Below are 15,021 nucleotides of genomic sequence, written 5' to 3'. Positions count from 1 at the left end.
GCAGGCAGTTATGGCGTTTGAGCAAAAAAGCGAGCAAGTGGTCGCAGCAAAACCCGATTCGCAGTTTTTTATGTTACCTAATTTTGTACTTTCGCTTATAGAGCGAGTGCTTAATAAGGTACTGCAACTCGACGCCACCTTAATAGATAAGCTCAGTGCCGTTAAGCACAAACCATTAAAGGTCGAAATCCGCAATTGGCAGCAGCAAATAGTATTAACCTTTGATGGTAAACTATTACACCTTTACAGTGCCAGCGATGAAGATAGCGCAGAGTGTATGATCAGCGCAGATATAGATACTCTTATGGCGCTTAAAGACCCAGCCATGCTTACACAGCTCATTCGTCAAGATAAGCTAGACCTGCAAGGCGACTTAAACGTCGCTCAGGCGTACAGCGCCGCATTTTCTGGGCTAGATATAGATTGGCCTGAGCAACTATCGCACTATATTGGCGATGCGCCCGCGCAACAACTTTACATACAGCTAAACGCTTTACGCAGTAAAGAGCGTAAAGCGCGTCAGCAAATTAGCACCACATTAACCAGCCTATGCCAAGATGAGCTCGCTGTAACTATTCACCCTTTAGAGCTTGAACAATTTAAACAACAAAACCGAGTGCTAAAAGGGCAAGTGGCCGCTATTGAGCAACGCATAAATGCATTAATCAACTCTTCTAACACCAACAGCCGCTAAGGATTTTTTGTGTCGACTGCTCGATTGTATTACATCACTAAAACATTACTTAGCTACGGATTAGATGAGTTAATACCAAAACAAAAAATACCTTGGTACGCTAAAATTGCGCGTGGTAGCTTGTTTTGGTTACGTAACCAGCACAAAAATAAACCAGCGGGCTTGCGCCTGCGCTTAGCCTTGCAAGAGCTTGGCCCAGTGTGGATTAAGTTTGGCCAAATGCTTTCTACCCGCCGAGACTTACTTCCTCACGACATTGCGTTAGAGCTTGCTTTTTTGCAAGACCAAGTCGAGCCTTTTGAGGGCGAACTTGCCCAAAAAATAATTGAAAAAGCGCTCGAAATTAGCGATATAAGCCAGTTATTTAGTGAGTTTTCGCAAACCCCATTGGCCTCAGCGTCTATTGCGCAAGTGCATACTGCTAAGCTAGTTGATGCCCATAACAATACCCAAGATGTTGTTATAAAAGTGATTAGGCCAAACATAAAAACACAAATTAATGCCGACTTAGCACTTATGGAAAAGCTCGCTAAAGTGCTTGCCAATGTACACAGCGAAGCAAAAAGGTTACGCCCTGTCGAGGTGGTCAAAGAGTATAAAAAAACCTTGCTAGATGAGCTCGATTTAATGCGCGAAGGCGCAAATGGCATACAACTTAAGCGTAACTTTGAAGGCTCTGATTCGTTATATATCCCGGCTGTTTATAGCGACTATAGCCGCAGTAACGTTTTGGTTATGGAGCGTATTTACGGAATTCCGGTCTCAGATACCGAGTCGTTAATTGCGCAAAATACCAATATGAAATTACTCGCTGAGCGCGGTGTAGAAGTGTTTTTTACCCAAGTATTTAGAGACAGTTTTTTTCATGCTGATATGCACCCTGGCAATATATTTGTCTCTCGCGAGCACCCTGAAAACCCCATGTATATTGGTATCGACTGTGGCATTGTTGGCACATTAAACAAAGAAGATAAACGCTATCTCGCAGAAAACTTTATCGCCTTTTTTAATCGTGACTATCGCCAAGTTGCTCAGCTACATGTTGACTCGGGCTGGGTTCCGCCCGATACCAGCATAGAAGAGTTTGAATTTGCAATTCGTACCGTGTGCGAACCTATATTTAATAAGCCACTGGCTGAGATATCGTTTGGTCATGTACTCGTTAATTTATTTAACACCGCACGCCGCTTTAACATGCAAGTACAGCCGCAGTTAGTATTATTACAAAAAACGTTATTATACGTTGAGGGCTTAGGGCGTCAGCTTTATCCTCAGCTTGATTTGTGGAAAACCGCTAAGCCATTTTTAGAAGATTGGGTAAAACAACAAGTTGGACCGTTATCAGTAATGAAACAAATGTATGCTAACTTGCCATTTTGGGCTGAAAAAATGCCAGAACTACCTGATTTAATTTATCAAAATTTAAAACGTAGTCCGCAAATGCAGCATTCTCAGCCAAGTAAAGTGTCACACAAAGCGCTAGTACTTAGCCTATTTGGCAGTGCTACACTGATTGTATCGGCACTGTGTTATCTGCAGCACGACCTCATAGCGGCAGGCGTAACATTAGCAGCGTCTGCAATTAGCTTTATTGTGGCGTGGCGTAACACATAAACTAAGTGCTATTTATGCCACAGGGCGTATAATTAGTACTTAAAATAAACATTTAAGCATTTATCAGTTGGAGATAACCATGGGTTTAGGTGGCATTAGTATTTGGCAATTATTGATTGTTTTAGCGATTATCGTACTTCTTTTTGGTACTAAAAAACTACGCGGCATGGGTGGTGATTTAGGCGGTGCAGTAAAAGGGTTTAAAAAAGCCATGTCTGATGACCAAACTAAAGAGACTGAAAGCGAAAAAGCTGAGCAAATCCAAGAGTCTCAAAAAGCAGCGCCAACACAGACACAAAGCACTGAAAAAACCAAAGACGATACTAAGGTTTAAGCAATATGGGAATGTGGGAGCTCGTTGTTGTTTTTATTGTTGGCCTAGTGGTACTTGGCCCTGAGCGGTTACCGGTTGCCATTCGCACCGTAATGCGCTGGGTAAAAACCGTTAAGTCGATGGCCAACTCAGTTAAAGCAGAAGTGAGTGAAGAGCTACGCATACACGAGCTTCACGAAAACCTAAAAAAAGCAGAGCAACAAGAGCTTAAAGATTTAAGCCCTGAGCTACAACAATCGGTTGATGAACTGCAAAAAGCAGCGCAGTCGGTTACTCATAGCTATAAAAACACTTCAAGCACGTCATCTAACGAACAACTCGATGAAAAAAAGTGAAATTAATTCCCCTATTTGTGGTCAACTTATTACGTGGTATAAAAAATAATGTCTGAACAAGCTAAATCAGGGTTCGTCGCTCACTTAATTGAGCTGCGCGATCGGCTTATTAAATCACTTTTTAGTATTTTAGTGATATTTATTGGCCTAGTGTATTTTGCCAATGATATATATGAGTTTGTAGCCGCCCCTTTAGTCGCACATTTACCAAGCACTGCCACTATGATAGCTACCGATGTTACGGCACCGTTTTTTGCACCGTTTAAGCTAACGCTATTTGTTGCCTTGTTTGGCGCTATTCCGTGGATATTGCATCAAATTTGGGGATTTATAGCACCTGGCTTATACCAACACGAAAAACGCATGCTAATGCCAATTTTGGCCTCGAGTATTTTGCTATTTTATGGCGGTATCGCTTTTTGCTACTTTATAGTGCTTCCTATTATATTAGGCTTTTTTACTAGTGTAGGGCCGCAAATGATGACCCTAGCACCGGATATTAGTAGCTATTTAGGATTTGTACTTAAGCTATTTTTTGCATTTGGTGTGGCGTTTGAAATACCCGTAGCCATAATGTTGCTATGTTGGAGTGGCGCTACAACCACGCAGAGTTTAAAGCAAAAACGCCCTTATATTGTGGTTGCTGTATTTGTTGTGGCGATGTTTTTAACACCGCCCGATGTGTTATCACAAACACTATTAGCACTTCCTATGCTGCTTTTATTTGAGCTAGGGTTAATTTTAGCGAAATTTTATAGCGCTAAAGAACAACAGGAATCTGAGGAATAAAATGAAAAAACAACTACTCTCACTACTGGTTTTACTAAGCGCACCGACGTTTGCAGCGCAAGAAATTAACGTGCAAGCTTTGCAAGCATGTAGCTTTATTGAAAACGACTTTAACCGTTTACTATGTTATGACAACACAGTGGCAGGTAAACCACTTACTAAGCCTAGTGAGAAAAAAACCCTTACCCCACCAAAAGCCGTAACCAATGTATCGCCAAACGTAAGCGCACCTGTTGCAGCTGTTTCTAAAGCGGCGCCTGCTGCTAAAGCAGATGATTTTGGCCTTGAGCATAAAGAGAGCACTAAAGATAAAGACGAAAATATCACAGCATTAGTATCATCAGTTAGAAAAGCCCCTTATGGCGAGCTCATTATTACCCTTGATAACGATCAGCAATGGCGTCAAATTGGCTCTGACAGTCTTAAATTAAAAGAGTCAGACACAGTGGTTATTAGCCGCGGTGTATTTAATTCTTTTTTACTTCGTAAAGATGGTCAAAACCGCTCAATCCGTGTGAAGCGCACTCAGTAATGACCTACACGTTAGTTGATGCCGGCGTTAATTTAACCAATCACCAGTTTGAAGGTGAGCATCAGGCCATTATTGCCCGCGCAAATGCCGCGGGCGTGCAAGCTATGCTACTAATTGGCTGCGATGTGCCTAGTAGCGAACAATCGCTTACATTAGCAAAACAATATAATCAGTTTTCTACTGCTGGCGTGCATCCACATGACGCTAAAGACGCCACCGATGAACTTGAAACCACTTTAACGCAGCTCGCTAGTAACGATTGCGTTGTGGCCATTGGTGAGTGTGGGCTTGATTATAATCGCGATTTTTCTCCTCGCGATATTCAGCGCAGCGTATTAAAACGCCAGTTAGCGTTAGCTGAAAAACTAAACTTACCTGTTTATTTACACGAACGTGACGCAAGCGAAGATATGCTAAATATTTTGGCTAACTATAACGTACGTGGTGTGCTGCATTGCTTTACAGGCAATGCCCAAGCACTTAAAGACTATTTAGAATTAGGCCTTTATATTGGCATTACTGGGTGGGTGTGTGATGAGCGCCGCGGTAAAGCATTGCAACAATTGGTGCCAAGTATCCCGCTTGAGCGGTTATTAATAGAAACCGATGCGCCTTTTTTAATTCCACGCACAATAACCCCTAAACCAAAATCACGTAAAAATGAGCCCGCCTATCTTAGCTATGTGTGTGAAACACTCGCTAAGCTTTATAACGTTGAACCAAGTACTATTGCCACCCATAGTACGGCTAACTTTTATAGCTTATTTGATATAGCAGGTCGCTAATGACAAGCCCAAAGGCGCTATTTAGCCTATTTATGCTCCTTTGTTCATTTTGCAGTGTTGCAAACCCCGTAATTTCTGAAAATTTTAAATCAATAAAAATAGACACCCTGAGCTATTCGTTTACGCCCACCACAGCAAACAATGCCTACCATGAGGTTAGCGACTGGCAAATAGTAAGTGATAAGCCATTAAATTTAGGGTTTGAACAACGCCCTGTATGGGTCAAGTTTACGGTTAAAAATACCTTAAATAACAATATAAGCCCTATTTTATCGCTCGATAACCCGCTGTTAAATGAAGCGCAAATTTTTCATTTTTATAATTCAGCACTGCTCTCACACATGCAAACTGGCGATAACTTTAAGCTCTCATCACGGCTAATAAAAAGTGAATCTTTATTAGCAACCTTGAGGCTGCCGGCAAATAGTATTAGCACCGTAATAATGAAGGTTAACAACAGTGCTGGGCTACGCATCCCGCTGACTTTATGGCAACCAGATGCCTACCTAGCGCATAAAGGTAAACTTAATTTAATTTATGGCTTACTCATTGGTTTTTTATTTTCATTGGCCATAAGTTGCTTGGTTTTGTATGGGTTTTCGCGCAAGTTGTATTTTGCTTATGCAGGCATTATTACGCTGACCTTAGGTGTGCTACTGGCTTATTTATGCGGTTTTGGCGCTCGTTATTTTCATCCAAATTCGCCTTCATTACAGCAAGTAATGATACCTGTTTTACTAATGCTCACTACGCTTGCTTTTGTGCCACTACAAAAACAACTGTGCCAACCTAAAGCCTCTAAACTACTAAAATGGCAGACCATTGTTGCTAATATTTACGCAATTAGCCTGCTGTTTATGTGGGCTTTACCTAGCACAGTGTTTACCCCATTTAGCTTACTGGCGAGCCCGATTGTTATTGTTTATTGCTTGGTAAGCGCCTACATCTGCCAGCAAAACGCGCCTTCAAAACCAATTCAAGCACTGCTAATTGCACTCATGCTATTTTTACTTGTTATGGTGTACCTTATTATTGCTGTATTTGGCTTATATCCTTTAGGTAGAAGTAGCTTAGCTTTTGTTTTTATATGCTTTTTTGGTAGTACATTTTGCCTATGTTATGGCGTTATGAAGCGCTTTATTTTAGAGCGTGATGAACAAGTTATTGCTCAACAAACCTTGATTGCTGAAAATGCAGCCCAAGATACACTATTAAATGAGCGACTCGCGCTGCAAGCCCAAACACAAAAAGAATTAGAGTCGTTAGTTGATGAGCGCACCTTTGAGTTACAAGTCACTTTGCGTGAACTAGAAGATAAAAACCGCGAGCTTGAGCTACTTAATATGGAAGACGCGCTGAGTGGCGTTAAAAATCGTCGCTTTTTTGATAAAAAATTAGTGATGGAACTGCGTCGCTCTCGGCGTGAACAAACGCCTTTGAGTATGATTATGCTCGATATAGACCGGTTTAAACGCGTAAATGATAACTACGGGCACTTAACCGGCGACCAAGTAATACGCGCTGTAGCCGACATTATAAAACAGCATTTAAAACGCCCGTTGGATGAAGTGGCTCGCTACGGCGGCGAAGAGTTTGTTGTTTTGCTACCTAACACTCCAAAAGAGGGGGCTGTTGATATTGCTGAAAAAATTCGCCAAGCCGTAGAGAGTAATACCGTAAACGTAGCCGGAACATCCGTAAAAGTAACCATTAGTGCTGGCGTAAACAGCGCTGTAGTAAACGATATTAGTAACCCTGAGCTATTTACAGACGACGCAGATAAAGCGCTCTATTTCGCTAAACAACATGGCCGAAATCAAGTAATTAGTTTTCCAATTCCACAGTAGGAGCTTAGTAACATGGCCCAATCAGGACTCGACCTTTTCCCATATACCCGCATGCGTAGAATGCGCCGCAGTGATTTTTCTCGCCGTTTAATGGCCGAAAACCAACTATCGGTAAACGATTTAATTTTTCCGGTATTTGTACTTGAAGGTAAAAACCGCCGCGAAGCAATTGAATCAATGCCAGGAATTGAGCGTTTATCAATTGATTTATTGCTTGAAGAAGCTAAAGAGCTTGTAGATTTAGGTGTACCTGCCGTCGCTATTTTTCCGGTAACCCCTGCTGACAAAAAATCTTTGATGGCCGAAGAAGCCTACAGTGAAGATGGCTTAGCACAACGCACAGTTCGTGCTTTAAAAGAAGCTTTTCCTGAGCTTGGGGTTATTACCGATGTAGCCCTTGACCCATTCACTACTCATGGCCAAGACGGCATTATTGATGATGAAGGTTATGTAATTAATGACATAACCACTGAAATTCTTGTTAAGCAGGCGCTTTCTCACGCCGAGGCAGGCGCAGATGTGGTTGCACCCTCTGACATGATGGATGGCCGTATTGGTGCTATTCGCGAAGCACTTGAAGCAGATGGACATATTCACACACGCATAATGGCTTACTCAGCTAAATATGCCTCTAGCTATTACGGGCCGTTTAGAGACGCTGTTGGCTCTGCAGGTAACTTGAAAGGGGCCGACAAAAAAACGTATCAAATGGATCCTGCCAACTCTGATGAGGCAATTCGTGAAGTGGCACTTGATTTACAAGAAGGCGCCGACATGGTGATGGTGAAACCCGGTATGCCGTACCTTGATATTGTTCGTCGTGTTAAAGATGAATTTGGTGTACCTACTTTCGCATATCAGGTCAGTGGCGAATATGCAATGCACAAAGCGGCAATCGATAACGGCTGGTTGAGTGAAGAAGCCACAATTATGGAATCATTACTGGCATTTAAACGCGCCGGAGCGGATGGTATTTTAACGTATTTTGCCAAGCAGGCCGCGCAATGGCTGCAAAATAAGTAAACATGTTATCAAAGGCGGTACGCCGCCTTAATTTTTTTACAATCATTAACATATTTGTATTCTTTTTGTCATTTAGATTGCCTAAACTGGTGTCCCATTTTGGGATTTAAATACACGGGAATAATAAAAAATGTTAAAAACGAAAATAACGCCACTGGCGCTTGTATTAGCAAGCCTCAGTGCACCAGCCTCCGCCGATCTAATCATTTCTGAATACATCGAAGGCAGCAGCAACAATAAAGCGATTGAGCTTTATAACAATGCTGATACAGAGCTTTCTCTTGAAGGTTATACTTTAGGACTTTATTCAAATGGTAGTAGTTCGGTAGGTAACTCAATTGATTTATCAGGCACATTGGCTGCCAATACCACCTATATAATTTCAAACCCTAGTGCTGACGCTGCCATTCTTGATATTGCAGATGAAACCAGCACAGTAACTTACTACAACGGTGACGATGCCCTTGTTTTAACTAAAGATGGTGTGGTGGTTGATAGCTTTGGCCAAGTGGGTGTTGATCCTGGCTCTTTTTGGTCTGATGATACCGTACAAACTCAAAATAAAACCTTACGAAGAAAAAATAGCATCACAACGGGTCGAACTGACTCAACTGCAACTTTTAATCCTAGCGATGAATGGGAACAGTTTGATATTGACACCTTTGACGGCTTAGGCTCGCATGCTGGCGATGGTGGTACGGCTCCTGCGCCAGACCCTGAGCCAGAACCATTAGAACCGCTTGTATGTGGCGCAGATAAAACGCTAATTAGCGCTGTGCAAGGTTCTGGTGAAGCAAGCCCGTTAGTAGATACCCTTGTTGAAATTGAAGGTATTGTCACTGCCGATTTTCAAGGTGAAGATGGCTTAGATGGTTTCTTTGTGACCTCGCTTGCTGCAGATGTAGATAACGACCCAATGACCTCTGAAGGTCTATTTGTATACTTTACTGATACCGATGTAAATGTAGGTGACCACGTGCGCGTACAAGGTACGGTTGATGAATACTATGATTCAACACAACTTGCAGATGTAACACAAATTGCAGTATGTGGTACTGACGAAGTGGCCTCTGCAACCTCAATAAGCTTACCTTTAGAGAGCCAAGCTGACCTAGAAGCTTATGAAGGTATGCTAGTAAGCCTAGATCAAACACTTGTAGTTACTAACAACTACGGCTTAGGTCGCTATGGTGAAGTAGAGCTAGCCACTGAGCGTTTATACCAAGGTACTCAAGTTGCATTGCCAGGTGATGCAGCCAATGCTGTTGAAGCGGCTAACTTGACTAAAAAAATCTTATTAGATGATGGCTCTACAGCTCAAAACTCAGATCCAACGGCTTACCCAGCGCCAGGCCTATCGGCAGAAAATACTCTACGTACCGGCGATACTGTAAATGCGGTAACAGGGGTAGTTACATACAGCTTTAGCACGTATCGCATTCACCCAACAGTTACACCACAGTTTATAGCGACTAATGCGCGTGAAGATGCGCCTGAGCAAAGTGAAGAAGCCGATTTACGAATCGCCAGCTTTAACGTACTTAACTACTTTAACGGTGATGGCCAAGGCGGTGGTTTCCCTACTAGCCGTGGTGCAGACTCAGAAGAAGAGTTTGTACGTCAAGAAGCAAAACTTGTAAGTGCTATTAGTGCAATGCAAGCTGATGTTGTTGGCTTAATGGAAATTGAAAATGATGGCTTTGGTGAGTTCAGTGCTATAGCAAGTTTAGTAAATGCATTAAACGATGCTGACAGCGCTAACAACTACGCGTTTGTAGATTTTAACGTAGCCCAAATTGGTACCGACGAAATCACCACTGCCCTTATTTACCGCGCAGATAAAGTAGAAGAAGTAGGCACAGCCGCTATTACTACTGATTACCCGTTTGATTACAGCAACCGTGCCCCAATTGCACAAAGCTTTAAGTCACTTTCAACAGATGAAGTATTTACTGTTTCTGTAGCCCACCTTAAATCTAAAGGGAGCTGTGGTGATGATAACAACGACGACCTAGGTGATGGCCAAGGCTGTTGGAATGAAATTCGTACCGAAGCTGCTGATGCGTTTACTGATTGGTTAGACAACAAACCTACTGGCGTAGATGACGAAGATATCATTCTTGTTGGTGATATGAACGCTTATGCAATGGAAGATCCAATCCGTAAGTTTGATGAAAAAGGCTATAAAAACGTAGTCGCAGAGCTTGATGGCGATACACTAAGCTACTCTTATAGCTTCTCTGGTCGTGCAGGTAGCCTTGACCATGCTTTAGCAACCGAGTCTTTACTAAGCAAAGTTGTTGCAGCAAATGATTGGCATATCAATGCTGATGAGCCTATCGTGCTTGATTACAACCTAGAGTATAAAAGCGAAGGTCATCAATCTACGCTATACGCAGAAGGGCCATACCGTGCATCTGATCACGACCCAGTTATTGTTGATATAAAATCTGAAGTAGTACTTACCCCTGAAGAGCAAACACCGGTAATTGCACCTGATCAAATATTCACAGTAGATGAAAACAGCGCTGTAGGCACTGTGATTGGCACACTTGATTTTAGTGACCCTAACGCTGATGTATCACCTGTGGTTAAATTTATCGTATCAGGTAACGATTCTGTATCAATTAACGAGCAAGGTCAGTTAATTGTTGCAAGCGAAGTAGACTACGAGTTTGAAAATCGTATTACCCTTACAGTACAAGCAGAGGATACTGTAGGTAACGTATCTGAAGCACAAACGGTTGTAGTAAGAGTAAACAACCTACGTGGTGATGACGATAACGACTCAGGCTCATTGCTTTGGTTATCTCTTTTATTAGCACCACTTTCATTAGTGCGCAGATTTAAGAAAAAATAACGAGTGATTTGTTTTAAAGCCGCATTTTTGCGGCTTTTTTTATGCTTATAAAAATGTAATTCAGACAAGCTTCAGTAAACAACCCTTAATATCTTCCATACCGTTTATTAACTATTAATAGAATTAGCCGCGCAACAAATACATTAAATGAGTATTTTTTACACATAAGCCGTAGTTAAAACCCTTTTTAATAAATTTAACTGTTGAAATGTAAACACTTTATTTACGGATTAAAAGTTGCACTATAAGTTCGTCACCCTTGTGTAGTAGTTAAGTAACAAACCCTAAGCGTAAAAATAAGTCGTGTTTTTATAAAGGAATGGAAATGAAACAATTAACCCAAACACCTCCTACTTGGCAGAAAAAAGCAACGCCATTATTGGGTCTACTTTTTATTTTTTCTGGCTGGGGCTATAGCACGCAGGCAATAGCAGCAAGTGTTGATGCAGCAATTCCGCAAGAAAGCCTATTTGAAGTAATAAGCGCCCGCGCTAAAAAACTAGCCGAACAAGAATATGCACCTCCAAAAAATATAGAGCTAGAAGCATTAAATAACATTGATTACCAAGATTACCGCTCAATTCGATTTAAGCAGGACAAATCAGTGTGGAAAGATGAAGGCCTGTATGAGCTACAACTCTTTCACCCTGGTTTTTTATATAAAACACCGGTAACAATTAATACCGTAGAAGGCGACTCAAAACGTAACCGCCTACCTTTTAGTACTGATTTTTATCAATACGATGGCACAGCCGCCCCTTTAAAAGACGAAATAGCAAAAAGCGTAGCCGGCACACAACTAGGCCATGCAGGCTTTCGCTTACATTACCCAATTAACACAAACGAATACAAAGATGAGGTAATGGTGTTTCAAGGGGCCTCTTATTTTAGAGTTGTTGGTCCTAATCAAGTATATGGTTTATCAGCACGCGGATTAGCAATCGATACCGCGGAAACATCGGGTGAAGAGTTCCCTATGTTTAAAGAGTTTTGGCTTGTTAAGCCCCAGGCTGAGCAAACTAACATCACTATTTTTGCATTGCTTGATAGCCCTTCGGTATCAGGCGCTTACAAATTTGATATTGACCCAACAACCAGCATGTTAGTTGAAGTTGATATGCAAATTTTTGCCCGTAAAGATATTAAAAAGCTAGGCGTAGCCCCTTTAACAAGTATGTTTTACCACGGTGAAAACAGCACTAAGTTTTTTGATGACTACCGCCCAGAAGTGCATGACTCAGACGGCTTGTTAACACAGTCAGCCGATAACAAATGGGTATGGCGCCCGCTTAACAACCCAACACAGTTAAGCGTTACTTCGTTTTCGTACACCAACCCTAAGGGGTTTGGTTTAGCACAGCGTGACCGTGACTTTAACAATTACCTAGACACTGAAGCGCACTACCACGACCGTCCAAGTCTGTGGATAGAGCCAAAAGGTGAATGGGGAAATGGCCGGGTTGAGCTAGTAGAAATACCAACAGACACAGAAACAAACGACAATATAGTGAGTTACTGGGTGCCTGAAAAGCCAATGAAAGCTGGTGATTCATTAAAGCTAAGCTACAAAATGAGCACCTTTAACGCCCATTTAACTCAACACCAAAAGGCGCGTGTAACACGCACACGTATTGGTAGCGCAGCACTGCCAGGTGAAGATAATCCACCACCGCAAAGCCATCGCCAGTTTACCGTTGACTTTGCAGGCCCCGATTTAAACAACCTGTCTGAAAAGCTAACACTTGAAGCCGACATTCAGCTTACAACAGGTGAAGTAAGGGATGTAACAGTGCAAAAACTTCCTAAATCTCTTGGTTGGCGAGTAGCGTTTAAAATTGCACCACAGGACGATCAACCCGTAGATATGCGTTTATCGTTAAAACTTCGTGATAAAGAAATTAGTGAGGTATGGAGCTATGTTTGGTACCCAAATGACATCAAGTAATAAAGTAAAGGGCACACCCATGCCATTCAAAACACTGCGCGTATGGTTATTTGCTATTGCTGCACTCACTGTTTCAGGGTACGGCATCTCCATTATGTTTGAAATTTTAAGCTCAAACGGAATGACCTTGCTTGAATACGCGCTATTGGTTTTATTTTCAATAACCTTTGCATGGATTGTTACGGCATTTTGTAGCGGCACGATAGGATTTGTACTGCAATTATTTCGTATTGACCCGCTCACCCTAAGACGCATTAAGCCTATTGAGTTTGACAATACCGCGCTTGCACAGCAAAAAACCGCGGTAGTTATGCCTATCTATAACGAAGACACGCACCGTGTTATTGCCGGCTTTGAAGTGAGCTTACAATCGCTAAAAGAGACTGGGCAACTTGCCAATTTTGACTTTTATTTACTTAGCGACACGCAAGATCCTGAAATAGCACAAAACGAGCTAAGCGCATGGCATGCTTTATGTGAGCGTTTAGGCGATACTGCAAAACAGGTTTTCTATCGTCGCCGCGAAGATAATAAACACCGTAAAGTAGGTAACTTAACCGACTTTTGCGAGCGCTGGGGCAGCCAATACGATCACATGATTGTACTTGATGCCGACAGCGTAATGACGGGCAAATGTATGCTAGAGCTGACCACAAGCATGATCAACAACCCGCAAGCTGGCTTAATTCAAACTATCCCTATTCCAGTTCGTCAAGACACCTACTTTGGTCGTTTTTTACAATTTGCCTCTGTGCTTTACAGCCCAATGCTGGCAACGGGGTCTGCTTTTTGGCAAACCGACAAAGCTAATTATTGGGGCCACAATGCCATTATTCGTGTTGAAGCATTTATTAACTATTGTGGTTTACCTACGCTTGAAGGCAATGCCCCCTTTGGTGGCGAAATTTTAAGTCATGACTTTGTAGAAGCTTCACTACTGCACAGTGCAGGCTGGGATGTTCTATTACTTAGCGATATTGAAGGTAGCTACGAAGAAGTACCAAGTAACATTTTAGATTATGCCATACGCGACAGACGTTGGGTGCAAGGTAACATTCAGCATCTTGGTTTATTAGGCTCGTCTAAATTAAAGTTAATGAGTAAGTTTCACTTTTTATTAGGCGCAACCGCTTATATTTCATCGCTTATTTGGTTATCTATGCTGGCACTAAGCACCATAGATGCGGTAACACGTGCATTAAATAGCGATGTGTACTTTAATCGGGTTTATCAGTTATTCCCAACGTGGCAAATAGCTAAAACAGACCTAATTGATTCACTACTTTATTTAACCATTATTATATTATTGGTGCCTAAATTAATGGGTGTAATTGTTACGCTAGTGCACAGAAATAAGCGCTTTGGCGGCTCGTTTAAATTAATATTAGGCTCAATAATAGAGACTGTATTTGCCATTATTGTGGCACCACTTATGATGGTGTTTCATGCTTACTTTGTAGTGTGTGTATTTTTGGGTAAAAAAGTTAAGTGGGATGCACAACCGCGCGAAGGCCGCATGGTACCGTGGAAAGAAGCGTTTAATTACACACTATTTTCTACCTTGGTTGCCATAGTATGGGGCGCTACAGCCTATTACTTTACGCCAGTGTTCTTTTGGTGGTTATCGCCTATATTACTCGGTCTATTACTTGGAGCGCCAATAATACGCTACACCAGTAGCATTAAGTTAGGTGTGCAACTGCGTAAAATGGGAATATTTATTTGCCCTAGCGAAGTTGATAACGACCCTATGCTAAACAACCTTAAAGTGCATTTAAAAGAGATTTCGGTACCAGAGCCTGGGCAATACCCTAAAACGGTGCCAGCCCTGCCACAAGAGCATTTAGTGGTTATGCCAATACAAAGCTTTAATAAGCCTCGCTTGCCAAAGATGAAAGCGCTAAGAGCTAAAGCAATTAAGAAGTTTAATTAGCGCAATGGGCACGCACTAAATACAAAAAGGAGCATAATTGCTCCTTTTTTTATACCTAAAATAAGCCGCTATACAACTTCCCTTTCATAACTGCGCCTCACTAACCCATGTGTAACTTACTGTATTAAGTGAGCGCTCTTACGCACTCTGTGCGAAGCTAAGCAGCCATTGCTCCTACGGTCACTTCAGCTTTAAATACCATATATTGCGCACCGCTTTAAGCAGCCTTTTATTTAGGCTTCTAATGTTGGTATTACTGTTTTTGAGAGACGCTAACTCAAAGAGTAATTAAATCGTAGGCAATAAAAAACCCGCAACATGTGCGGGTTT

At 41.9% G+C, this 15,021-nt stretch carries 12 protein-coding genes; all 12 read left to right on the top strand.

What is annotated here, in order from left to right:
- The first annotated feature begins 10 nt into the window (after positions 1–10).
- The 12 genes from SJY38_RS15450 to mdoH all read left to right on the top strand — a co-directional run bounded on the left by SJY38_RS15450 (position 11) and on the right by mdoH (position 14,691).
- Entirely contained in the window at positions 11–694 is a 684-nt protein-coding gene (locus SJY38_RS15450; RefSeq protein ID WP_126008587.1) for an SCP2 domain-containing protein, read from the top strand.
- A 9-nt stretch (positions 695–703) separates the two neighbouring features.
- Positions 704–2,308 (top strand): ubiquinone biosynthesis regulatory protein kinase UbiB, encoded by a 1,605-nt coding sequence (gene ubiB, locus SJY38_RS15445; protein ID WP_377110144.1) that lies wholly within the window; start codon positions 704–706, stop codon positions 2,306–2,308.
- 79 nt (positions 2,309–2,387) lie between these two features.
- Entirely contained in the window at positions 2,388–2,642 is a 255-nt protein-coding gene (gene tatA / locus SJY38_RS15440) for a Sec-independent protein translocase subunit TatA (RefSeq protein ID WP_004587475.1), read from the top strand.
- A gap of 11 nt (positions 2,643–2,653) precedes the next feature.
- A complete protein-coding gene (gene tatB / locus SJY38_RS15435; protein ID WP_232423994.1) occupies positions 2,654–2,977 on the top strand; it encodes a Sec-independent protein translocase protein TatB in 324 nt (107 codons plus the stop codon).
- A 48-nt stretch (positions 2,978–3,025) separates the two neighbouring features.
- On the top strand, positions 3,026–3,766 hold the full coding sequence (tatC, locus tag SJY38_RS15430; protein WP_377110143.1) for a twin-arginine translocase subunit TatC: 741 nt from the start codon (positions 3,026–3,028) through the stop codon (positions 3,764–3,766).
- Position 3,767: 1 nt separating this feature from the next.
- Entirely contained in the window at positions 3,768–4,298 is a 531-nt protein-coding gene (locus tag SJY38_RS15425) for a hypothetical protein (protein ID WP_377110142.1), read from the top strand.
- Complete coding sequence (locus SJY38_RS15420; protein WP_055255450.1) at positions 4,298–5,083, top strand: TatD family hydrolase; 786 nt, start codon at positions 4,298–4,300, stop codon at positions 5,081–5,083. Before SJY38_RS15425 ends, SJY38_RS15420 begins: the two co-directional genes overlap by 1 nt.
- Positions 5,083–6,930: a diguanylate cyclase gene (locus SJY38_RS15415; protein ID WP_377110140.1), complete on the top strand. Its 1,848-nt coding sequence runs from the start codon at positions 5,083–5,085 to the stop codon at positions 6,928–6,930. The genes SJY38_RS15420 and SJY38_RS15415 overlap by 1 nt, the downstream gene beginning before the upstream one ends.
- A 12-nt stretch (positions 6,931–6,942) precedes the next feature.
- Complete coding sequence (gene hemB, locus SJY38_RS15410; protein ID WP_029772896.1) at positions 6,943–7,953, top strand: porphobilinogen synthase; 1,011 nt, start codon at positions 6,943–6,945, stop codon at positions 7,951–7,953.
- A 130-nt stretch (positions 7,954–8,083) separates the two neighbouring features.
- Positions 8,084–10,813, top strand: a complete 2,730-nt coding sequence (locus tag SJY38_RS15405; RefSeq protein WP_377110138.1) for an ExeM/NucH family extracellular endonuclease — start codon at positions 8,084–8,086, stop codon at positions 10,811–10,813.
- Positions 10,814–11,138: 325 nt separating this feature from the next.
- Positions 11,139–12,758 carry a glucan biosynthesis protein gene (locus SJY38_RS15400; protein WP_286741311.1) on the top strand — a complete coding sequence of 540 codons (1,620 nt, stop codon included), beginning with the start codon at positions 11,139–11,141 and terminating at the stop codon, positions 12,756–12,758.
- The gene (mdoH, locus tag SJY38_RS15395) at positions 12,730–14,691 is read left to right on the top strand and encodes a glucans biosynthesis glucosyltransferase MdoH (protein ID WP_286741312.1); all 1,962 of its coding nucleotides are present in this window, start codon (positions 12,730–12,732) and stop codon (positions 14,689–14,691) included. Before SJY38_RS15400 ends, mdoH begins: the two co-directional genes overlap by 29 nt.
- Positions 14,692–15,021 lie beyond the last annotated feature (330 nt).

The organism is Pseudoalteromonas sp. R86517 (genome assembly GCF_042466295.1).
GTDB lineage: Bacteria > Pseudomonadota > Gammaproteobacteria > Enterobacterales > Alteromonadaceae > Pseudoalteromonas > Pseudoalteromonas atlantica.
Note: the sequence above shows the minus strand (reverse complement) of the source record. Positions and strands in the feature narration are given on the sequence as shown.

Bases quoted from the DNA above. Each gene is read 5' to 3' on its own strand.
- SJY38_RS15450 (WP_126008587.1), top strand. From the start codon at position 11: ATGGCGTTTGAGCAAAAAAGCGAGCAAGTGGTCGCAGCAAAACCCGAT.
- tatA (WP_004587475.1), top strand. From the start codon at position 2,388: ATGGGTTTAGGTGGCATTAGTATTTGGCAATTATTGATTGTTTTAGCG.
- tatB (WP_232423994.1), top strand. From the start codon at position 2,654: ATGTGGGAGCTCGTTGTTGTTTTTATTGTTGGCCTAGTGGTACTTGGC.
- tatC (WP_377110143.1), top strand. From the start codon at position 3,026: ATGTCTGAACAAGCTAAATCAGGGTTCGTCGCTCACTTAATTGAGCTG.
- SJY38_RS15425 (WP_377110142.1), top strand. From the start codon at position 3,768: ATGAAAAAACAACTACTCTCACTACTGGTTTTACTAAGCGCACCGACG.
- SJY38_RS15420 (WP_055255450.1), top strand. From the start codon at position 4,298: ATGACCTACACGTTAGTTGATGCCGGCGTTAATTTAACCAATCACCAG.
- SJY38_RS15415 (WP_377110140.1), top strand. From the start codon at position 5,083: ATGACAAGCCCAAAGGCGCTATTTAGCCTATTTATGCTCCTTTGTTCA.
- hemB (WP_029772896.1), top strand. From the start codon at position 6,943: ATGGCCCAATCAGGACTCGACCTTTTCCCATATACCCGCATGCGTAGA.
- SJY38_RS15405 (WP_377110138.1), top strand. From the start codon at position 8,084: ATGTTAAAAACGAAAATAACGCCACTGGCGCTTGTATTAGCAAGCCTC.
- SJY38_RS15400 (WP_286741311.1), top strand. From the start codon at position 11,139: ATGAAACAATTAACCCAAACACCTCCTACTTGGCAGAAAAAAGCAACG.
- mdoH (WP_286741312.1), top strand. From the start codon at position 12,730: ATGTTTGGTACCCAAATGACATCAAGTAATAAAGTAAAGGGCACACCC.